The organism is Bradyrhizobium huanghuaihaiense, assembly GCF_007830635.1.
GTDB lineage: Bacteria > Pseudomonadota > Alphaproteobacteria > Rhizobiales > Xanthobacteraceae > Bradyrhizobium > Bradyrhizobium huanghuaihaiense.
Genome location: NZ_VLLA01000003.1, coordinates 525,207 through 546,052, shown reverse-complemented (window position 1 = coordinate 546,052; position 20,846 = coordinate 525,207). Strand labels below are relative to the sequence as shown.

Sequence of the window (20,846 nt, the reverse complement as noted above, 5' to 3'; positions counted from 1 at the left end):
CCGGCTCGAACACAGGAACTGCGAGGTAGGAGGAGCAAGCGATGACGTAACCCCATCAACAGGTTCCAGCCAAGGTCTGCGAGAGGATGAGACGAGATGGAGGTTCGGTCTTCCCGGCGCATGCGAACACTGGTGACCCAAATGGCCCAATCGAGGCCTGTCCGCTAATGAGAACGCACGCGCGCTGATATCCATGATGGCCCGGAGAGAATGCTCCAATCAAAGGCCGGATACATTGATGCAAGACCACTCACCACCTGATCGACGAACCTCTTGCTACGCACGGCCGGACCATACATTTGGGTCAATTTGGAACGATTCAATTTCACGATGGCCGCCAGTTCCCGCTATCAGCAGCATTGCTGCGCTGCGGGCAGGGGCATGTCCGCAAAATTCCGGGGAGCCGACATGATCAGAAACACGAATGCCGGCTGGGGCAGCATTTCCCGTTGGCTGCACTGGATCCTGGCGCTGACGATCATCGGCATGATCGGCTTCGGCTGGTGGATGAACCACATCCCGGCGCGCCCTGACCGCTTCTTCTACCGCTCGATCCACGCCGATATCGGCTATGCGATCCTGCTGCTCACCGTGCTGCGCCTGGTCTGGCGCGTCGCCAATCCGACGCCGGCTTTGCCGGCCGACAGCCAGCCCTGGCAGAAGCTCCTCGCCCGCATCAGTCATGGCGCGCTGTATCTTGCCGTCATCGTCGTGATCCTGCTTGGCTGGGCGCATTCCGGCGCGCACACGCCGGATTATTCGGATTTCTTCGGCCTGTTTCGCGTGCCGCAATTCACCTCTCCCGACCGCGAGGCCGCGCGCGCCTATGAGGATCGCCACATCCTCTTTGCCTATGTGCTGCTGGCCCTGATCGCGGTTCACGTCGTCGCCGCCATCTGGCACCACTTCATCCGTCGCGACCGCGTGGTGGCGCGGATGGTGACGGACGAGGCGGGGTAGGCTCGGTCCCGTGTCCCGGACGCGCTGCAACGCTCCTTAGCGTTGCTGCGCAGAGCCGGGACCCATGCAGGCCACGGTGCCCGCTGTAACATGGGCCCCGGCTCTGCAGCGCATCACTTCGTGCTGCGCAGCGTCCGGGGCACGAGAGCGGAGTTTCGTGCGCGCTCTTTCCACCGGTTAATATGCAACCAGTTCAACTCGCGGGTCACAGGAGGCGCCATGCTCACGGTCCATCATCTCGGCAAGTCGCAGTCCGAGCGCATCGTCTGGCTGTGCGAAGAGCTCGAAATCCCCTACGCGCTGAAGCGCTACACCCGCGATCCCGTCACCATGCTGGCGCCGCCCGACTACAAGGCGCTGCACCCGATCGGGGCCGCGCCCGTCATCACCGACGGCGATCTCGTGCTCGCCGAATCCGGCGCCATCGTCGATTACCTCATGGCGAAATACGGCAATGGCCGCCTCGCACTCCGCCCGGACGATCCTGACTTCGCGCAGTTTCTGTACTGGTTTCACTCGCCAACGGCACGCTGCAGGCCGGCATGGGTCGGCTTATGATCCTGAACCGGCTCAAGCTCGCCGAGGACAACCCGATGCTGGTCGCGACCAGGGGGCGCGTCGACCGCGCCTTCGATCTGGTCGATGCGCGCGTTCGCGATGCCGAATATCTGGCGGGCAAGACCTTCACCACTGCCGACATCATGACGGGCTTCTCGCTCACCACGATGCGCTACTTCCAGCTCTATGATCTGTCGCGCTGCCCGAACGTGGTCAAATATCTCGGCCGCGTCAGTGCACGGGCGGCCTATCGACGCGCGATGGAGAAGGGCGATCCCGGCATGGCGCTGCTGTTGAGCTGAACGGAAATCAGGCGATCCTGTTGGTGGTCGTCGCCCGCGCCGCGTTGAGCTGCTTCTGCAGGCGATCGATGTTCTGCAGGAGGCGCTGGCTGGTCAGCACCAGGAAGTAGTAGCCGAACTGCGGGTCCTGGAAGTAGATCTCGAGCAGCCGATCATAGGTGATCGTCAGCACCTGTCCGTCCTCGATGCATTCGATCGTTCCGGTGCGGCGGTTGTCCGGCGTGAGGAAGCCGAGCTCGCCCATCAGCGCTCCCGGCAGAATCTCGACGTTGATCTCCTTGACCAGGAATTTGCCGGTGACCGTGAGCAGCATCTCCTTGGCCGGATCGCCCAGCTTGAACAGCGTGTCGCCGCGGCGATATTTGCGCTCGGTCATGAACGGCTTGAGCCATTCGATCGACATGTCGCCCTCGGCCGCATGGCGCGCCTTCTTGACCAGCTTGAGCATCTGCCGCAGGCGAAGAGCGTTGATCGGAAGCAAGAGAAGATAGAGCAGGAACGTCGAGACGTTGGCAGTGAGTGCGCCGAAAGCGGCGAAGAACGCGCAGCCGATCATGTTGGCCACCCGCAGGGGCACCATCGTCCGCATCAGGAGCGTGGCGACGAAGAAGCCGGCGCCGACCGCGGCGAACAAATTGGCGAACGTGATGTTGTGGACAAAGATCTCCAGCAGCCGGTTGAAGATCGCGTCGTAGGTGACGTTGTCGGGATCGAGGCCCATCTGGACCAGGATCTTGGCGATCCTGAGGTTGTCCGTGGCCGCATCGAGAATGCGGTCGAGGATCGAGGATATGTCTGCGCTGCCGGACGGCATGGTACTAACCCCGTGTAAGGCCTTCAGTCCTGCTCGGTATTCGTATAGCCGAAATCGAATGACGACCGCTTGAAATGAAGCGTTCAGCCGTCATGCCGCAAGAGGCAAATTTTAGCCTGATCGGGCGTTTCGGCAATTGCCCGTTGGTTGTGCGTATGACCCGTGAAGCGCCCGTGATTCGGGGGCGCGGGGTGCGGCTTTGGCGTCGTGGACGGATTCGGACGGCCCTGATAAGGGGAACGGGGCGGTCACCGCCTCAGGGCTTGGCGGCGGGCTGGATCACCTGCTGTTCGACCAGGGCAAGGCGACCGGGCCGCGACCCGGCGCGCAGCAACATGGCGACGCTGCTTGCTTCCTCCAGGGTGAAATTGCCTGAAATCTGGCCGGAGCCCCCGGTGATGGGCTCGCGGATCACCGGGGCGGAGATCACCTTGTCGTCGAGCACGATGGCGAAGGGCTTTCCAATGTTCTCTTCGGTGATGTGGGCGAAACGCCGCGCGCCGCGTCCGTTGAAGCGGAACGAGGCGATCGGTTCGTTCGTGCTGCTCGCGAACCCCGGGCCCGCATAGCTGATGTCGTCGCCGTCGAGCGCACTGTCCTTGGCAACAAGATAAGGGCGCCTGTCCTTGAAGCCGAGCAGGACTTCCGTGCCCGCGGGCGGTGTGCCGGACTGCGCCTGTTCCGCCGGCATTGAGATGTCGACCATGCGGAAGCTGACCTTGACCTTCGTGGCGAAGATCGCGGTGACGCGCTCGGGCTCCATCATCCCTGGGACGAAGATGCGGATGCGGTCGGTGCCATCAGGCTGGGCGCTGGCGAGCTTGATGCCGGCATCCTTGAGGCGCTGCTCGATCATCGCGATGGAATCTTCGACGAGGTCGCGCAGCCCTGCGGCGGATGCGGCGTCAGTCGGCTTGAGCTTGACCTGCCCGTCGCCGCCGTCGGTCACGGAGAGGGCATGCGCGGGCAACCCCTCCGCGGCCGCCGCGAGCTTGCGCTTCAGCTCCTCGCGGCCCTTGGCGTCTGCGACCTTCACCTCGACGCCACCGTCGCGGATCGCAAGACCCGAGAAGGCGATCTTGCCCTCGCGCAGGGTCTTGTAGACGTCGTCGCGGAGGTCCGTGACGGCACTCTCGTGCAAGCCATCGGCGTCCACTTTGTAAACGATGCGCGAGCCGCCCAGCTTCTCCATCTTGTCGCCGATGAAGGCCGCGATCTTGGCGCGCATCTTCTCGAGCTGGCTATCCGCGGCGAGCGCTGTGCGGGGCAGGGGGATCGCCGACGCCATCGCAAACGCGACGATCAGCGGTGCAATGCGATTCCACAGGGGCGTGATCATGATCACCTTAAGTCTTGCGGCAGGACGCTGGCAGGCGAATCTGATGCCAGTTCTTGGTCCCCCGATCGGGTGCGGAGGTTCAAATTCCGTTCGATCCGGCGGTGTCGCCGCAGCCGCCCAGGCCATGGACGAGCGCCAAATCATCCCTCATTGTGGTCCCGCTCGGCTGGCCATCGGCCGGGTCTCGCCAAACCAAAATGTCAAAAGACAAAGGGGCGAGAAATCTGAGGGAGGACGAAATTCCATGGCGGGCATCCATGCGCTCGATCGGCTGATCGGCAACGACTATCCGGACTTTTTGACCGACGATGAGGTCCGGGCCTTCGAGCAGGTCCCTTACGCGGACCGCGTCGCGGCCGAGAGCACGTACGACGCCATCAAGCTCGGTGCGGCGCGCAACCCTGATGGTGCGGCGATCCAGTTCCTGCAGAATGCCGATCCGTCCGACACGCCGGTCGTGGTCACCTACCGCGACTTCATTGCGCGTGTGACGCAAGCCGCCAACATGTTTCACGCGCTCGGCGCGGAAAAGGGCGATGTCATCAGCTTCATGCTGCCGCTGGTGCCTGATGCCTTCGTGACGCTGTTCGGTGCGGAAGCTGCCGGCATCGCCAATCCCGTCAATCCGCTGCTGGAGCCGCACCAGATCGCGGAGATCCTGGAGGCGGTGGATACGAAGATCCTGGTGGCGCTCGGGCCGATGCCCGGCACCGACATCTGGCAGAAGGTCGAGCAGATCCGCCCGCAGCTGAAGCACCTCAAGGCGATCGTGCAGGTGTTTGGTGGCGGCGATCCGGACAAGGGCATCTTTGCGTTCAACGACCTGATCAAGCAGCAGCCGGCGGACCGGCTTATCAGCGGGCGCAAGATTTCGGGGGCCGATATAGCCCCCTATTTCCACACCGGCGGCACCACCGGCACGCCAAAACTGGTGCGGCATACCCACGCCAACCAGGTCTACCAGGCCTGGGCGCTCAGCCTGCTGCTCAAGTCGAAGCCCGGCTCTAATTTGCTGTTCGGCATGCCGTTGTTTCATGTCGGGGGATCGCTGACGCAGGTGCTGTTGATGCTGTCGAGCGGCGGCTCACTGGTCGTGCTGTCGCCGAGCGGCTGGCGCAATCCGAATTCGGTGAAGAACATCTGGGGATTGGTCGAGCGCTATAAGCCCGAGGCGCTGTCGAGCGTGCCGACGGTGCTGGCTGCGACGCTTGCCGTGCCGCCGGGCAATGCGGACATCTCCAGCCTGAAATATGCCGCCGGCGGCGGCTCGGCGATCCCGGTCGCCGTGGGCTCGGCGATCCAGGACAAGCTGAAGCTGCCGGTGGTCGAGGTCTACGGCATGACCGAGACCTCGAGCGTGCACACGCTGGCCTATCCGGGGCGGCCGATCCGGCTCGGTTCGGTCGGCCTTCCCATGCCTTATGCGCGCGTGCGGATCGTGCAGCTCGATGCCGACGGCCGCCTGATCCGCGATTGCGCACCGGACGAGATCGGCGTCGTCATCATGGCGGGACCCGGCGTCTTCGGCGGCTACCTCAACGACGGGCACAACAAGGGCGCCTTCGTCGATGAGGTCTGGGTCAATTCCGGCGATCTCGGGCGCCTCGATGCCGACGGCTATCTCTGGATCACCGGGCGCGCCAAGGACCTCGTGATCCGCGGCGGCCACAACATCGATCCGGCGCCGATCGAGGAGATCATGTTCCGCCATCCCGCCGTGGGCTTCGCCGCGGTGGTCGGCCAGCCCGACGCTTACGCGGGTGAACTCCCCGTGGGCTACGTGCAGCTGAAACCAGGCGCCAGCGTCGAGCCGGGCGAATTGGAGACGTGGGTGCGCGAGCGCACGCCGGAGCGCGCCGCCGTTCCGGTGCAGGTCATCCCGATCGATCCGATGCCGGTGACCGGCGTCGGCAAGGTGTTCAAGCCGCAGCTGCGCTGGGACGCGGCGCAGCGCGTGTTCACCAAGGTGCTGGCGCCGCTCGCCGAGCGTGGCATCGACTGCAAGGTGAAGGTCGGTGCGCATGGCAGCCACGGCTCGATCGCCACCGTGACGCTTGCAGGCGTGCCGGCGGACCAGCGCGAGATCGTCGCCGGCGAGGTGCATACGCTGCTGGCGCCGTTCGTGATGCGGCACGAGGTGGTGCAGGTCTAGGCGAGGTCGGGCGACGCGAGGCTTGCATGCCTCGCGTCATGCGAGCATCATCCCTTCAAAAAAATGGGGGGAAACCGATGCCTCAAGTCTCTCGCCGCCGCCACCTTCAGCAATTGTCGGGTGTGTTCGGAGCCGCCGCGCTGTCGGGGTGGCCGAAATCCGCGTCGGCTTCAGAGCCTGACATTCCGCCGGAGGGCATCGGCAAGGGCATCCAGCACGTCTCCTACAGCGACATCGGCGGCCGGCCCGACAGCGTGCAGGTGATGTTCAACCGGCAGCACGTCTATGTCGGGCACATGTTCAGCGACGGCGTGACGATCCTGGACGCCTCCGATCCGCGTGCGCTGAAGCCGGTCAATTTCTTCACCGCGGGGCAATACACTCGCACCCATCATTTGCAGGCGGCGGAGGACCTGCTGCTGGTTGCCAACGGCGCCAACATCGTCGCGATGCAGTCCTACGACAACATGCGCGGCTATTTCGAGAACACGCTGGTCGACAGCATCACCAAGGCCAAGAAATTCCGCTCCGGCCTGTCGATCCATGACATCTCGACACCAGGCGAGATGCGCGAGATCGCGTTCCTCGAAATGCCCGGCTTCGGCATCAACCGGCTGTGGTGGCCCGGCGGCCGCTATGCCTATGTGTCGGCGCATTTCGACGGTTTCACCGACCACATCCTGTGCGTGGTCGATCTCAAGACCATCACGAAGCCGGAGGTCGTCGCGAAATGGTGGCTGCCCGGTATGAACCGCGCGGCCGGCGAGCCGCCGACGCCCAAGGGCAAGCGCTTCGCGCTTCATCATATGATCACGGCAGGCGATCGCGGCTATGCGGCCTGGCGCGATGGCGGCTTCACCGTCCACGACATCAGCGATCCCGCCAATCCAAAGCTGCTGTCCCATATCAACTGGTCGCCGCCCTTCGCCGGCGGCACGCATACGCCGTTGCCGTTGCCCAAGCGACAGCTTGCGATCGTCGCGGACGAAGCCAACGCGGAGAAATGCGCCAAGGGCCTGTTCCACACCTTCGTGCTCGACGTGCGCGCGCCCGAGAACCCGGTGCCGATCGCAACCTTGCCGACCCCGCGCGAGCGCGACTTCTGCACCAGCGGCACCTTCGGCCCGCATAATCTCCACGAGAACCGCCCGGGCTCGTTCCAGAGCGAGGAGACGATCTTCGCGACCTACAACAATGCCGGTGTGAGAGTGTTCGACGTCAAGGATGCCTTCGCGCCCAAGGAGATCGCGTACTGGGTGCCGCCGACGCCGAAGAAGCTCATCGACCCACGGCCGAATATCGCCCTCGCAGCCAAGACTTGCGACGCCTACGTCCGGCCCGACGGGCTGATGTTCGTCTCCGACTGGAACGCCGGCATGCACGTGCTGCAATATCAGGGGTGAGCAACGCGTAGGGTGGGTTAGCTCTGCGGCTGCGCGAAGCGCAGTCCGCTGGGCGTAACCCACCTCCTTTGCTTCCGCGGAGATAGACAGTGGTGGGTTACGCCTTCGGCTAACCCACCCTACGAGTCCGACCTTCCCAGCCAGCATCGTCGTTTCGATCAGCCGCTAGCCGCGGATCGCCGCATTGGCCTGCGCGGCTGCACCGGTCATGGCGTCCTTTGCCGATTTCTCGCCGTTGACCACTTCATTGACGCCGATCATGAACGCATCGAGGATCGGTCGCGATTGCGGATGGAAGAGTATCGCCTTGGCGCGGTCGACATCGGCATTTTGCAAATTGGTCAGCGCCGCCTCGGCGGCTTGCGGGCCGAATGCCTTCTTGAAGCCCTCGCTGGACCACGCCGACACGCGTGTCGTCGCCAGCCCTGCTGCCGCAGTCTGCAGCGATGTCGGCTTGCTTGTCGCCCAGAGCAGGAACAGGAAAGCTGCCCGCTTGTTTCGTGATTTTGAATTGATGCAGGCCTGCCAGTGCGACATGAAGGGCACGGGGGCGCGACCAGGGACATGCGGAAAGACCGCAAACTGGGCCTGCTTCGCGACGCGACTCCTGGCCGGATTGGAGATGTCGGTCGCGAAATTGCTGCTGTCGATCGCGACGGCAGTCCGTCCTTGCAGGAAGTCGTCCAGCACGTGGTACCATTCATAGCTGCCGACGCCGCCAGGCCCGGCCTGGCTGAGCAGGCGTCCGTACATCTCGACGGCCGCGATCGCTTCGGGGCTTGCGAACACGGCCTTGTTGTCCTTGATCATGGCGCCGCCGTAAGAGAACAAGAAGCCCATGGCCGGCGGAGAGGAATTGCCGCTGGCCTGGGCCCGCATGGCGATCCCCGACATCTCGCTGGACTTGAGCGCCTTGGCGGTCACAAGCAGCTCTTCGAACGTCTGCGGAACCGGCAGGTTCTTGGTTGCCAGCGCGTCGCCGTTGATGAACATGGTCATCGCTTCGGAGGTGATCGGTATGGCGTACCGTTCGCCGTCGGACCACAGCGGGAAGGCCCGAGCCGTCTTGAGCAGGTCGCTCTCGTCATACCAGCTGAGATCGGTCAGCGATCTATTGGAATAATAGCCGTTCAATGGCTCGAGCCATCCTCCCGAGATGCCCTGGCCATAGGTCGTGAACATGAATACGTCGGGCGTCGCGCTGCCGCGGGCGAGTTTGATCGGCAAGGCGCCGAGGAATGTGGTTTCGAGTTGGAAATCGATCGTGACGTTGATGCCGGTGAGCCGGGTGAATTCCGGCAGCAGCGGCGTGATCGCATTCGACCAGGGATGGATGGCGCCCGAAAGAGAGATGGTCTGCCCCGCAAACTGCTTCCAATCGATGTTCGCGTTGGCGTAGGTCGCTGCGCGATCCTCGGCGAAGCCCCAGCGTGGCAACGCGCCCAGCGCCGGCAAGATTGCGCCCGCCGCCCCCAATCCCCTGACGAAGCTGCGACGGCTGGTCGGACTCCGACCGCTCTGTGCGTACGTCATGTTGCCTCTCCCTGCGACGGGCAATCATTCGCAACACGAGCCATACCGGTGATGTTGCGGCCTTCGCGCGACGACTGGCCAGACCGGTGTAACCTTGGAGGGCGAGAATGTCGGGTTCCACCCCACCTAACCATGCTATTATTCTATCACGCTCAGGCGTCGACACCAGAAGACGCGCTGTCACACGAGCATCAAAGACCCAAGGCCGATGTCAGTTCCTGCTCTGGTCCCGTCTTTGCGATGGCTGGCTCGTCCGCTGATCGTGGCGGTCGTGGCGCTTCTGACGCTGTTCGCTGCGACCGGCTTTCTCGGCCTGCAATATCAGCAGGAGCGGCAGGCGGCTCATGACCTGCTTGGGCATAGCCGCCAGGTGCTCGAAACACTCGATCGGTTGCGTTCGATCACCGCCGAGCTGGAGACCGAACGGCGCGGGTATCTAATGACCCTCGACCCCACCTATCTCAAAGCCTACGGCGTCTCCGACGAAGGTGTGCGGCGCGAGGCGCAGGCGCTGCTGGTGCTGGTCGCGGACGATCCGTTGCAGAGTCTGCGCGCGCAACACCTGGCGCTGACCGTTTCGGCCAAGCTGCGCGAGATCGACGAGATGGTGAAGACCGCCGGCACGTCCGGGCAGGCGGCGCTGGCGATGATCCGCAGCATGGACGAGATCCGCTCGCAAATCGACCAGATGGTGGATCACGAGCGCTTTCGGCTCGCCGACCGGGAGACGCATGCCGAAGCATTCGAGCAGCGCTGGACCTGGCTGATGGCCGGCGCCGTCGTCCTCGTCGTCGCGCTGGCGGGAGCGGCGTTGGCGTTCGCGCGGCTCGAAGCGAAACGGCGGAGACAGGCGACCGAGGAGAACATTCAACTGCAGAGCGATCTTGCAGCGCGGGATATCAAGATCCGGCGCCTGTTCGACTCCAACATCATCGGGATCATCATCTGGGAGGTCGAGGGGCGCATTCTCGAGGCCAATGACGCGTTCCTGCGCATCGTCGGATACGACCGGGACGATCTCGCCTCGGGTCGCCTGCATCGATACGACCTGACGCCGCCGGAATGGCGCGACCGCGACGTAAAAACCGTGGCGGAATTGAAGCGGGTCGGGACGGCCCAGCCGTTCGAGAAGGAGTATGTCCGGAAGGATGGAAGCCGTGTTTCCGTGCTGATTGGCGGGACGATGTTTGCACCAGGTGCGGATCAAGGGGTCGGCTTTGTCCTCGATCTGACGCCTCTCAAGCGGGCAGAGGCCGAAGCTCGCGAGCACGAGCGGCTCTACCGCGAAGCCCTGATGGAGCTCGCGCACGCAAATCGCGTCACCACGATGGGGCAGCTCACGGCTTCGATTGCCCATGAGGTCAACCAGCCGATCGCCGCGATCGTGGCGAACGCCGAGGCCGGGTTGAATTGGCTGGAGGCTCAACCGCCAAATCTGGAGCGGGTTCGACAGACGTTCGACTGGATCACCGGCGATGGCATGCGCGCCGGCGACATCATCGGCCGGATCCGGGCGCTGATAAGGAAGGCGGCGCCGCAAAAGGAGGACATGGACATCAACCAGGCGGTGCTCGAGGTCATCGCGCTGACCCGCAGCGAAGCATTCAAGAACGGCGTCGCAGTACGAACGCAACTTGCCGAAGGCCTGCCGACCATTCAGGCAGATCGTGTCCAACTTCAGCAAGTGGTGCTCAACCTGATTGTCAACGCGATCGAGGCGATGGCCGCGATTGGCGAAGGGAAACGCGAGTTGCTGATCAGCACCGATCGGGATGTATCGAACGGCGTGCACGTCACCTTGCGCGATTCCGGTCCAGGACTGGATCCGAAGAATGTCGAGTGCCTGTTCGAGGCCTTCTACACCACCAAGCCGACAGGCATGGGGATGGGCCTCGCCATCTGCCGCTCGATCATCGAGGCGCATGGCGGACAGATGTGGGCTGGCGCAAACGAGCCTCGGGGCGCCGTCTTTCAGTTCACCCTGCCTCTGGCCTCGGACGAGGCCACATCCCGCATGTTGAAGGCGGACGAGCCAGCGGGCCTGCGCTCTGTTGCCCGCTGACGGGGTCTGCGCAGCACGCGCCTTTCGCGATCCGGGCCCTGGTGCAACCGCAGGAGGTAAGGGGCCATCAGACCTCGGCTTGGCCGGACCTTACAGCGGCGCTTCGCCGCACGATCAACGAGCTGTCCGCGACGCTTTGTGTGAGGATGATCACATAGGGAGGATTTGGCATTCGGCCATGCTCCGAATAGTCTCATGGAATTGCATCCGGGGGGACGCAAGTGATTCCGGTTCGGCTATTTGCTTTGGTGATTTTTGCGATGAGCCTTGCCTGCGGATCGGCGCATGCCGACCGGCGGGTGGCGCTCATCATCGGCAATTCCGCCTACAAGAGCGCGCCCAAGCTCGGCAATCCCGTGAACGATGCCACGCTGGTCGGCGGCATGTTCAAGAAGGCCGGCTTCGATTCCGTCGACGTCAGGCTGGATCTCAGCGCCAGCGAGATGCGGCGCATGCTGCGTGAGTTTGCCGGCAGGTCGCGCGATGCGGAGATGGCGGTGATCTATTACGCCGGCCACGGCATCGAGCTGGACGGCAACAATTATCTCATTCCGACCGACGCCACGCTGGAGACGGACGGCGACGTGCTCGACGAGACCATTCCGGTCGAGCGTGCGCTGTTCGCGGTCGAGCCGGCCAAGCAGTTGCGCCTGATCATTCTGGATGCCTGCCGCGACAACCCGTTCGCGAAGACGATGAAGCGCACGCTGGCCTCGCGCGCGATCGGACGCGGCCTCGCCAAGGTCGAGCCGACCAGCCCCAACACCATGATTGCGTTCGCAGCCAAGGCGGGATCGACCGCATCGGACGGCGATGCCAGAAACAGCCCGTTCGCCGCCGCGCTGGTCGAGCACCTGCCGAAGCCGGGACTCGATCTGCGCAAGGCCTTCGGGTTCGTGCGCGACGACGTGCTCAAGGCGACAGGCTACAAGCAGGAGCCCTATGTCTACGGCTCGCTCGGTGGCGACGACGTGCCCCTGGTCGTGAAGCAAACCCCGGCCGGTCCCCAGGCAAATCCGCAGGAGGCCATTCGCAGGGATTACGAGCTCGCGCTCCAGCTTGCGACGCGCGACGGCTGGGAAGCGTTTCTGGCGCAATATCCCGACGGCTTCTATGCCAACCTCGCCAAAGGCCAGCTGAACAAGATCGGCGCCGAAGAGACGCGCGCTTCGGCCGAACAAAAGGCCAAGGCGGCCGAACAGGAAAAGGCAAGGCTCATTGCCGAGCGCGCCCAGAAGGCCGAGCAGGAGAAGGCGGCCGCGGCCGCCAAGGCGGCCGAAGAGGCGCGGATCGCGGCTGAAAAGAAGAAGGAGATCGAGCAGGCGAAGGCTGAGGCCGCCGAACGCGAGCGCAAGGCGGCAGAAGCGGCGGCTGCAAAGGCGCTGGCCGAGAAGCAGGCGGCGGAGAAGGCCAAGGCCGAGCTCGCCGCAAAGCAGGCGGCGGAAAGGGCCGAGCAGGCTGCAAAGCCGGCGGCCGACCGGCAGTTGCCCGAAGTCGAGCAAAAGGTCGCGGCGCTCTCGCCCGGGCCGACATCACCATTATCCGCGGCTGATCTCACGAAATCCGTGCAGAGCGAATTGCGCCGCGTCGGCTGCCTCACGTCGGCTGCGGAAGGCGAGTGGACGTCGGCCGCGCAGCGCTCGCTGACACTGTTCAACAAATATGCCGGCACCCAGTTCGACGTGAAGCTTGCCAGCGTCGACGCGCTCGATGCGGTCAAGGCGAAGCCGGGACGGGTCTGCCCGCTGGTCTGCAATTTCGGCTTCAAGGCCGACGGCGATCAATGCGTGAAGATCACCTGCCGTGCCGGCTACCGCGTCGGTGACGACAACGAGTGCGAGAAGATCCAGGAGAAGAAGCCGGTCGCCACGCGCGAGGATTCGAGAAAGCGGGACGCAGACCGGAAAGCGACCGAAGCTGCGCCGTCCAAGCCGGAAGCGAGCGGGCAGATCTTTTGTAACTCGGCGGGATGCCGCCCGGTGCAGAAAGGCTGCAGGCTCGTGTCCGGGGCTACGCCCGGAAGGTATAACGCCGCCATAGGAAGCGGCAATTACGAGGTCTGCAACTGAATCGTGTCGTCGATCAAAGCCGCGGATGAATGGCGTGACCATAGCTCGATATTTCTACGCATTGATGTTTGCAGCTCTCGTGACTTGCGCGCCGGCGCAGGCCGAGAAGCGTGTCGCGCTCGTGATCGGCAATTCCGCCTACAAGAGCGTGCCGAAGCTTGGCAATCCGGCGAACGATGCCGGCTTGATCGGCGGCATGTTGAAGAAGGCCGGTTTTGACACGGTCGATGTCCGACAGGACCTGAGCGCCCCCGAAATGCGCAAGGCACTGCGCGAATTCGGCACCAGGACGCGGGATGCCGATGTCGCGGTCATCTACTACGCTGGCCACGGCATGGAAGTTGATGGCACCAACTATCTCATCCCGACAGACGCCGCTCTGGAGACCGACGCCGACGTCTACGACGAGGCGTTGCCGATCGATCGCGTGCTGGTGAGCATCGAGCCCGCCAAGCAGCTGCGCCTCGTTATCCTCGATGCGTGTCGTGACAATCCCTTTGCCAAGACGATGAAGCGCACCGTGGCTTCGCGCGCGATCGGTCGCGGCCTTGCGAAGGTCGAGCCGACCAGCCCGAACACCATGATCGCGTTCGCGGCCAAGGCGGGCTCGACCGCGTCCGATGGCGATTCCCGCAACAGCCCGTTCGCAGTGGCGTTGAGCGACCATCTGCCGAAACCCGGGCTCGACCTGCGCAAGGCCTTCGGGTTCGTCCGCGACGATGTGCTGAGGAGCACCGCGAACAAGCAGGAACCCTTCGTCTATGGCTCGCTGGGCGGCGATGACGTGCCGCTGGTTCCTGCCAGGCCGGCCGCGACGGGTCCGCAGGCAAATCCGCAGTCAGAACTCAGGCGAGACTACGAACTTGCGCTCCAGCTCGCGACGCGCGACGGCTGGGAGGCGTTTCTGACGCAATATCCCGATGGCTTCTATGCCAACCTCGCCAAGGGGCAGCTGAACAAGATCGCTGCCGAAGAGACGCGTGCTTCGGCCGAACAAAAGGCCAAGGCGGCCGAGCAGGAAAAGGCGAGGCTGATTGCCGAGCGCGCCCAGAAGGCCGAGCAGGAGAAGGCCGCCGCGGCCGCCAAGGCGGCCGAAGAGGCGCGCATCGCGGCGGAGAAACAGAAGCAGATCGAGCAGGCGAAGGCTGAAGCGGCCGAACGCGAGCGCAAGGTGGCAGAAGCGGCGGCTGCAAAGGCACTGGCCGAGAAGCAGGCGGCGGAGAAGGCCAAGGCCGAGCTCGCCGCCAAGCAGGCGGCCGAGAGGGCCGAGCAGGCTGCAAAGCCGGCGGCGGATCGCCAGTTGCCCGAGGCCGGGCAAAAAGTCGCGGCGCTGTCACCCGGGCCGACATCGCCATTATCCGCGGCTGACCTCGCGAAATCCGTGCAGAGCGAGTTGCGCCGTGTCGGCTGCCTCACGTCGGCTGCGGAAGGCGAGTGGAGTTCGGCCGCGCAGCGTTCGCTGACGCTTTTCAACAAATATGCCGGCACCCAGTTCGATGCGAAGCTCGCCAGCGTCGATGTGCTCGATGCGCTGAAGGCGAAGCCGGGACGGGTGTGCCCGCTGGTGTGCAATTTCGGCTTCAAGGCCGACGGCGATCAATGCGCGAAGATCACCTGCCGCGCCGGCTATCGCGTCGGCGACGACAACGAGTGCGAGAAGATTCCGGAGAGAAAGCCCGCGGCCCGTGAAGAGCCGAGGCGGCGGGACCAGGAGCGGAAAGACGCGGAGTCCGCCGCACCGAAATCGCAAGCATCCGGACAGATGATTTGCAACAGCGCGGGTTGCCGGCCGGTTGGCAAGGGATGCCGTCTCGGAACGGTGAAGAACATGTACGGTGCGTCGCCGACCACCGAAATATGCAACTGATATGACGCATACCGTTCGGACTTCCTCCTTTGTGCTCAGAGCACTGTTTCTTGTTCTTGGAATCTGCCTCGGCGGCAGCCCTTGTCTTGCCGACAAGCGTGTCGCGCTCGTCATCGGCAATTCCGCCTACAAGAGTGTGCCGAAGCTTGCCAATCCGGTGAACGACGCCGGCTTGATCGGCGGCATGCTGCGGAAAGCCGGCTTCGACACGGTCGAGGTCAGGCAGGACCTGAGCGCGCCCGAAATGCGCAAGGCGCTGCGCGAGTTCGGCGCGCGGACGCGCGATGCGGATGTCGCCGTGATCTACTACGCAGGCCACGGCCTCGAAGTGGACGGCACCAACTACCTGATTCCGACCGATGCGGCCCTTGAGACCGACACCGACGTTTACGACGAAGCCTTGCCGATCGATCGCGTGCTGGTGAGCATCGAGGCCGCCAAGCAGCTTCGGCTCGTCATCCTCGACGCCTGCCGCGACAATCCCTTTTCGAAGACGATGAAGCGCACGGTGGCCTCGCGTGCGATCGGTCGCGGCCTTGCCAAGGTCGAGCCGACCAGCCCGAACACCATGATCGCGTTCGCGGCCAAGGCGGGCTCGACCGCGTCCGATGGCGATTCCCGCAACAGCCCCTTTGCGACAGCGTTGAGCGACCATCTGCCGAAACCCGGGCTCGACCTGCGCAAGGCGTTCGGGTTCGTCCGCGACGATGTGCTCAAGGCCACCGGCTACAAGCAGGAGCCGTATGTCTATGGCTCCCTCGGCGGCGACGACGTGCCGCTGGTGCCGGCGAAGCCGGCGGCCGTTGCCGGGCCGCAGGCCAATCCGCAGGAGAGCGTGCGCAGGGACTACGAGCTTGCCCTTCAGGCCGGCCTGCGAGAGGCGTGGGAAGCATTCCTGCAAACCTATCCGGACGGCTTCTATGCCAATCTCGCCCGCGTGCAGTTGAAGAAGATTGCCGCCGAGGAGGAGCGTGCGCAGGCGACGGAGAAGGCGCGGCTGGCCGAGCAGGAGAAGGTGAAGCTCGCCGCCGAACGTGCCCAGAAGGCGGAGCTGGAAAAAGCCGCCGCGGTCGCCAAAGCCGCCGAAGATGCGCGCATCGCTGCGGAGAAGCAAAGGCAGATCGAGCAGGCGAAGGCGGAAGCGGCCGAACGCGAGCGCAAGGCGGCCGAGGCGGCGGCTGCGAAGGCGCTCGCGGAGAAACAGGCAATTGAGAGAGCGGCGGCTGAGGCCAAGGCGAAGCAGGCCGCGGACAAGCAAGCTGCCGACGCGGAGAGCAAGAAGGTTGCCGCGCTGTCGCCGCCGCCCGACTCCCCACCGCCGGTCGATCTGCCGAGATCGGTCCAGCTCGAACTGCGCCGCGTCGGCTGCATGAAGGCCGAGCCGAACACCGATTGGAGCGAGACCGCGCAGCGGTCGCTGACGCTGTACAACAAGTACGCCGGCACGAAATTCGACGTGAAGCTTGCGAATGCTGATGTGCTCGATGCCTTGAAGGCCAAGTCGGGACGCATTTGCCCGCTGGTCTGCGACCATGGCTTCAGGGCCGACGGCGATGTCTGCACGAAGATTGTCTGTCGCCCCGGCTATCGCGTCAGCGATGACAATGAATGCGAGAAGATCCAGGAGAAGAAGCCGGTCGCAACGCGCGAGGATTCGCGGAAGCGGGACGCAGACCGGAAGGCAACCGAAGCTGCGCCGTCTAAGCCGCAAGTTGCAGGACAGATCATCTGTACGGCAGGCGGCGGCTGCCGGCCCGTCCGCAAGGGATGTCGCCTCGACAGCCATAGCGGAGGTGTGGGGCAAGTCGAGGTATGCAACTGAGACCGCCCTTCCGCAGCAACGTGCAGCTCGTAAGATCGGTTGGCTAAGCGCAGCGACCTCTTTGCCTCTGCCTTCTCAAGGTGAGCTACGCGAACTCACCTTGCGAAGTATCGTAGGGTGGGTCAGCCGAAGGCGTAACCCACCACTGTTCGTCTCCGCAGCAACTAAAGAGGTGGATTACGCCAGCGGACTGCGCTTTGCGCAGCCGCGGGCTAATCCACCCTACGGACCTTCTACGCCGGCATCCGCGTCTCGATCATGCGCACCCAGAACGAGGCGCCGTGGCCGAGGATGTTGTCGTTGAAGACATAGGCCGGGTGGTGGCACTCGTTGCCGTCGCCCATGCCGACCAGCACCATCGCGCCGGGACGCGCCTCCAGCATGAAGGAGAAGTCCTCGGCGCCCATCATCGGGATGAACTTGTCGTTGACGCGCTCGGTGCCGACGATGTCGCGGGCGACGTCGGCGGCAAGGCCGGCCTCGCGCGCATGGTTCATCGTCACCGGATACATCCGCGTGTATTTTGTCTCCGCCGACCCGCCATAGGCGCGGGCGACGCTCTCGGCGACCTCGCCGATGCGGCGCTCCACGAGATCGCGCACTTCAGGATCGAGCGTGCGCACGGTGCCGGCGAGCTCGGCGACTTCAGGGATGATGTTGAAGGCGGTGCCGGAGTGGAATTGGGTGATCGAGATGACGGCCGATTTCAGCGGATCGACGTTGCGCGCGACGATCGATTGCAGCGCACCCACGATCTGCGAGCCGATCAGCACGCTGTCGACCGATTTGTGCGGACCTGCGCCGGCATGGCCGCCCTTGCCGTGGACCGTGATCTGGATGTTGTCGGAGGATGCCAGCATCGCGCCGGGCGTGGTTGCGAAATGGCCCTCCGGCAGGCCGGGCATGTTGTGCATGCCGTAGACCTCCTGGATGTTCCAGCGCGTCATCAGGCCGTCGTCGACCATCGCCTTGCCGCCGCCGCCGCCTTCCTCGGCGGGCTGGAAGATCATGATCGCGGTGCCGTCGAAATTGCGCGTCTCGGCGAGATATTTGGCCGCGCCGAGCAGCATCGCGGTGTGGCCGTCATGGCCGCAGGCGTGCATCTTGCCGGGCACCTTCGAGGCGTAGGGCACGCCCGAGGTTTCCATGATCGGCAGCGCGTCCATGTCGGCGCGCAGGCCAATGGTCTTGCCGGAGGCCGACTTGCGGCCGCGGATCACGCCGACCACGCCGGTGCGGCCGATGCCCGTCACCACCTCGTCGCAGCCGAACTCCTTGAGCTTGTCGGCGACGATGCCGGCGGTGCGGTGGACCTCGTAGAGCAGCTCCGGGTTCTCGTGGAAGTCGTGGCGCCAGGCGGCCATTTCGTCGGAGAGGGCGGCGATGCGGTTGACGATGGGCATGGGGTGATCCGTTCTTTTGTAGCCCGGATGAGCGAAGCGACATCCGGGTCTTTGCGAGAGAAGTCCCGGGTATCGCTGCGCTCACCCGGGCTACGGAAGCAACGCCTCAGCTCTCTCCGAACACGCGCTTGAAGATCGTGTCGACGTGCTTGAGGTGATAGCCGAGGTCGAACTGCTCCTCGATCTCGGCGTCGCTGAGATATTTCTTCACTTCAGCGTCCTTCTTCAGGAGCTGGAGGAAGTCGCCTTCGCCGCGCCAGACCGGCATGGCGTTGCGCTGCACCAGCTTGTAGGCGTCCTCGCGGCTCGCGCCCTTCTGCGTCAGCGCCAGCAGCACGCGCTGCGAATGCACGAGGCCGCCGAGGCGGTCGAGGTTCTTCTGCATGTTGGCGGGATAGACCAAGAGCTTGTCGATCAGGCCGGCGAGGCGCACCAGCGCGAAGTCGAGCGTCACGGTGGCATCGGGGCCCATCATGCGCTCGGCGGAGGAGTGCGAGATGTCGCGCTCGTGCCAGAGCACGACGTTCTCCAGCGCCGGCGTCACATAGGCGCGCACCATGCGGGACAGGCCGGTGAGGTTCTCCGACAGCACCGGGTTGCGCTTGTGCGGCATCGCGGAGGAACCCTTCTGCCCTTCGGAGAAGAACTCTTCGGCCTCCAGCACCTCGGTGCGCTGCATGTGGCGGATCTCCACCGCGATGCGCTCGACCGAGGAGGCGATCACGCCCAGCGTCGAGAAATACATGGCGTGGCGGTCGCGCGGGATCACCTGGGTCGAGATCGGCTCCGGCACGAGGCCCATGGCCTTGGCGACGTGCTCTTCGACGCGCGGGTCGATCTGAGCAAAGGTGCCGACGGCGCCGGAGATGGCGCAGGTCGCGACTTCTTTCCGCGCCGCGATCAGCCGCTCCTTGGCCCGCGAAAACTCGGCATGGGCATAAGCGAGCTTGAGGCCGAAGGTGACGGGCTCGGCATGGATGCCGTGGCTGCGGCCGATCGTCGGCGTCATCTTGTGCTCGAAGGCGCGCTTCTTCAGCGCGGCCAGCACCTTGTCGAGGTCGGCGAGCAAGAGGTCGGCGGCGCGGGTGAGCTGGACGTTGAGGCAGGTGTCGAGCACGTCGGAGGAGGTCATACCCTGGTGCACGAAGCGCGCCTCGGGGCCGACGATCTCGGCGAGGTGGGTGAGGAAGGCGATGACGTCGTGCTTGGTCTCGCGCTCGATCTCGTCGATGCGGGCGACGTCGAAGGTGGCGTCCTTGGCCTTGGCCCAGACCGTCTTGGCGGCCTCCTTGGGGATGGTCCCGAGCTCGGCGAGCGCGTCCGCCGCGTGCGCCTCGATCTCGAACCAGATCTTGAACCGGGTCTGCGGCTCCCAGATCGAGGCCATTTCGGGACGGGTATAGCGGGGGATCATCTGACGGCTCCAGGAAGGTGGGCGGGCGGTCCTCAAGGGGGGCGCCGGCCAAAATGCTTTTTACGCCGTGATTTAACAGAGCGGGCAGGGCGAAACAAACGGTCTGGGCCCAGGAAGAGGGGGATCGCCGACCTATCCACCGGACCGGCCGGCAGGGGGCGGCGCGGGGGCCGCAAATATTAACTGTCAATCACGGATCATTGACTGACAGATATTGAAATCTGTCAGCGAGACGTGTATATCCATTCCCGGACGCTCCGATTGGGCGTCCCGCGGCCATCCTGCCAGGGGAGCCCGAGGTCCGAAAAACCAGCGGATCGAGGGACGTAATTAAGGGGTGGGAGCCGTGGACGAATGGAGACTTAAGACAATGACGACCGAAATCCTCAATTTCACCGGCACCATTGGGCATTGGCTCAATTTGCTGGTGGCGCGCCAGATCGCGGCGCAGGCTGCAAAACTGCCTCATTAAGGCGAGAGCTTTCCGAACGACCGGTGAGGGGCGCTTCGGAATCAGCGCCGTCGCCGGATGAACCCTGAACGGGAACAAGGTGCTGGCATGAATGAAGCCGTTATCCTGACGCCGGAGCGAATCCTCGAAGTCACCGAGGACGTCTTGCGGCGCTACGGACTTGCCAAGGCCACCGTGGTCGACGTTGCCCGTGCGCTCGATGTGAGCCACGGCAGCGTCTATCGCCATTTCCCGAGCAAGGCCTCGCTGCGGGAGGCCGTTGCCAAACGCTGGCTCGATCGCATCGACGCGCCGCTTCTGGCGATCGCCAGGGAACAGGGCCCGGCGCCTGACCGGCTCGATCGCTGGCTGCGCACGTTGTTCGCAGCCAAGCGTTCGCGCGTGCTCGACGACCCCGAGATGTTCGAAACCTATCTGACGCTGGCGCGCGAGGCCTGTGCGGCCGTCAAGTGCCACAAGGACACCATGATCGACCAGATCGCGGCGATCCTGACCGATGGCGTCAGCCAGGGCGTGTTCGCCGTGGACGACGTCAAGGCGACCGCGCGCGCGATCTTCGATGCGACCTGCCGCTTCCACCATCCGGCCCATGCCGACGAATGGAAGGACGCCGATTTGCCGGCGCGTGTAGATGCGACGCTCGCGCTGGTGCTGCGAGGCTTAAAGGCGGCCTAGA

13 protein-coding genes and 1 pseudogene are annotated in these 20,846 nt (G+C 64.4%); 9 read left to right on the top strand and 5 right to left on the bottom strand.

The window, feature by feature from the left end; translation table 11 throughout:
• The first annotated feature begins 408 nt into the window (after positions 1 to 408).
• Positions 409 to 960 carry a cytochrome b gene (locus IQ16_RS10475; RefSeq protein WP_026312446.1) on the top strand — a complete coding sequence of 184 codons (552 nt, stop codon included), beginning with the start codon at positions 409 to 411 and terminating at the stop codon, positions 958 to 960.
• Between the two features lie 219 nt (positions 961 to 1,179).
• Positions 1,180 to 1,820: pseudogene (locus tag IQ16_RS10470) on the top strand (glutathione S-transferase family protein).
• A gap of 7 nt (positions 1,821 to 1,827) precedes the next feature.
• Here the strand turns inward: IQ16_RS10470 and IQ16_RS10465 are convergent.
• Both IQ16_RS10465 and IQ16_RS10460 read right to left on the bottom strand, forming a co-directional pair.
• Complete coding sequence (locus IQ16_RS10465) at positions 1,828 to 2,634, bottom strand: Crp/Fnr family transcriptional regulator (protein WP_018645886.1); 807 nt, start codon at positions 2,632 to 2,634, stop codon at positions 1,828 to 1,830.
• A gap of 256 nt (positions 2,635 to 2,890) precedes the next feature.
• A complete protein-coding gene (locus tag IQ16_RS10460) occupies positions 2,891 to 3,973 on the bottom strand; it encodes a SecDF P1 head subdomain-containing protein (RefSeq protein WP_020608019.1) in 1,083 nt (360 codons plus the stop codon).
• A gap of 244 nt (positions 3,974 to 4,217) precedes the next feature.
• Between IQ16_RS10460 and IQ16_RS10455 the strand changes: the two genes are divergently transcribed.
• On the top strand, positions 4,218 to 6,125 hold the full coding sequence (locus IQ16_RS10455) for an acyl-CoA synthetase (protein ID WP_145831440.1): 1,908 nt from the start codon (positions 4,218 to 4,220) through the stop codon (positions 6,123 to 6,125).
• Between the two features lie 77 nt (positions 6,126 to 6,202).
• The gene (locus IQ16_RS10450; RefSeq protein ID WP_018645883.1) at positions 6,203 to 7,528 is read left to right on the top strand and encodes an LVIVD repeat-containing protein; all 1,326 of its coding nucleotides are present in this window, start codon (positions 6,203 to 6,205) and stop codon (positions 7,526 to 7,528) included.
• 165 nt (positions 7,529 to 7,693) lie between these two features.
• Here IQ16_RS10450 and IQ16_RS10445 read toward each other — a convergent pair whose 3' ends face one another.
• Entirely contained in the window at positions 7,694 to 9,061 is a 1,368-nt protein-coding gene (locus IQ16_RS10445) for an ABC transporter substrate-binding protein (protein ID WP_018645882.1), read from the bottom strand.
• A gap of 208 nt (positions 9,062 to 9,269) precedes the next feature.
• On the opposite strand from IQ16_RS10445, the gene IQ16_RS10440 reads away from it, so the two are divergent.
• The 4 genes from IQ16_RS10440 to IQ16_RS10425 all read left to right on the top strand — a co-directional run bounded on the left by IQ16_RS10440 (position 9,270) and on the right by IQ16_RS10425 (position 16,881).
• The gene (locus IQ16_RS10440; RefSeq protein ID WP_167526317.1) at positions 9,270 to 11,123 is read left to right on the top strand and encodes an ATP-binding protein; all 1,854 of its coding nucleotides are present in this window, start codon (positions 9,270 to 9,272) and stop codon (positions 11,121 to 11,123) included.
• A 260-nt stretch (positions 11,124 to 11,383) separates the two neighbouring features.
• On the top strand, positions 11,384 to 13,192 hold the full coding sequence (locus tag IQ16_RS10435) for a caspase family protein (protein WP_051123042.1): 1,809 nt from the start codon (positions 11,384 to 11,386) through the stop codon (positions 13,190 to 13,192).
• Between the two features lie 64 nt (positions 13,193 to 13,256).
• The gene (locus IQ16_RS10430; RefSeq protein WP_018645879.1) at positions 13,257 to 15,059 is read left to right on the top strand and encodes a caspase family protein; all 1,803 of its coding nucleotides are present in this window, start codon (positions 13,257 to 13,259) and stop codon (positions 15,057 to 15,059) included.
• A 1-nt stretch (position 15,060) separates the two neighbouring features.
• Positions 15,061 to 16,881: a caspase family protein gene (locus IQ16_RS10425; RefSeq protein ID WP_035667347.1), complete on the top strand. Its 1,821-nt coding sequence runs from the start codon at positions 15,061 to 15,063 to the stop codon at positions 16,879 to 16,881.
• 233 nt (positions 16,882 to 17,114) lie between these two features.
• Here the strand turns inward: IQ16_RS10425 and IQ16_RS10420 are convergent, their stop codons facing one another.
• Both IQ16_RS10420 and purB read right to left on the bottom strand, forming a co-directional pair.
• Positions 17,115 to 18,284: a M20 aminoacylase family protein gene (locus tag IQ16_RS10420; protein ID WP_018645877.1), complete on the bottom strand. Its 1,170-nt coding sequence runs from the start codon at positions 18,282 to 18,284 to the stop codon at positions 17,115 to 17,117.
• A 106-nt stretch (positions 18,285 to 18,390) separates the two neighbouring features.
• On the bottom strand, positions 18,391 to 19,698 hold the full coding sequence (gene purB, locus IQ16_RS10415; RefSeq protein WP_018645876.1) for an adenylosuccinate lyase: 1,308 nt from the start codon (positions 19,696 to 19,698) through the stop codon (positions 18,391 to 18,393).
• A gap of 559 nt (positions 19,699 to 20,257) precedes the next feature.
• On the opposite strand from purB, the gene IQ16_RS10410 reads away from it, so the two are divergent.
• Complete coding sequence (locus IQ16_RS10410) at positions 20,258 to 20,845, top strand: TetR/AcrR family transcriptional regulator (protein ID WP_026312444.1); 588 nt, start codon at positions 20,258 to 20,260, stop codon at positions 20,843 to 20,845.
• Position 20,846: the final 1 nt, after the last annotated feature.

Bases quoted from the DNA above. Each gene is read 5' to 3' on its own strand.
- IQ16_RS10475 (WP_026312446.1), top strand. From the start codon at position 409: ATGATCAGAAACACGAATGCCGGCTGGGGCAGCATTTCCCGTTGGCTG.
- IQ16_RS10465 (WP_018645886.1), bottom strand. From the start codon at position 2,634: ATGCCGTCCGGCAGCGCAGACATATCCTCGATCCTCGACCGCATTCTC.
- IQ16_RS10460 (WP_020608019.1), bottom strand. From the start codon at position 3,973: ATGATCACGCCCCTGTGGAATCGCATTGCACCGCTGATCGTCGCGTTT.
- IQ16_RS10455 (WP_145831440.1), top strand. From the start codon at position 4,218: ATGGCGGGCATCCATGCGCTCGATCGGCTGATCGGCAACGACTATCCG.
- IQ16_RS10450 (WP_018645883.1), top strand. From the start codon at position 6,203: ATGCCTCAAGTCTCTCGCCGCCGCCACCTTCAGCAATTGTCGGGTGTG.
- IQ16_RS10445 (WP_018645882.1), bottom strand. From the start codon at position 9,061: ATGACGTACGCACAGAGCGGTCGGAGTCCGACCAGCCGTCGCAGCTTC.
- IQ16_RS10440 (WP_167526317.1), top strand. From the start codon at position 9,270: ATGTCAGTTCCTGCTCTGGTCCCGTCTTTGCGATGGCTGGCTCGTCCG.
- IQ16_RS10435 (WP_051123042.1), top strand. From the start codon at position 11,384: ATGAGCCTTGCCTGCGGATCGGCGCATGCCGACCGGCGGGTGGCGCTC.
- IQ16_RS10430 (WP_018645879.1), top strand. From the start codon at position 13,257: ATGTTTGCAGCTCTCGTGACTTGCGCGCCGGCGCAGGCCGAGAAGCGT.
- IQ16_RS10425 (WP_035667347.1), top strand. From the start codon at position 15,061: ATGACGCATACCGTTCGGACTTCCTCCTTTGTGCTCAGAGCACTGTTT.
- IQ16_RS10420 (WP_018645877.1), bottom strand. From the start codon at position 18,284: ATGCCCATCGTCAACCGCATCGCCGCCCTCTCCGACGAAATGGCCGCC.
- purB (WP_018645876.1), bottom strand. From the start codon at position 19,698: ATGATCCCCCGCTATACCCGTCCCGAAATGGCCTCGATCTGGGAGCCG.
- IQ16_RS10410 (WP_026312444.1), top strand. From the start codon at position 20,258: ATGAATGAAGCCGTTATCCTGACGCCGGAGCGAATCCTCGAAGTCACC.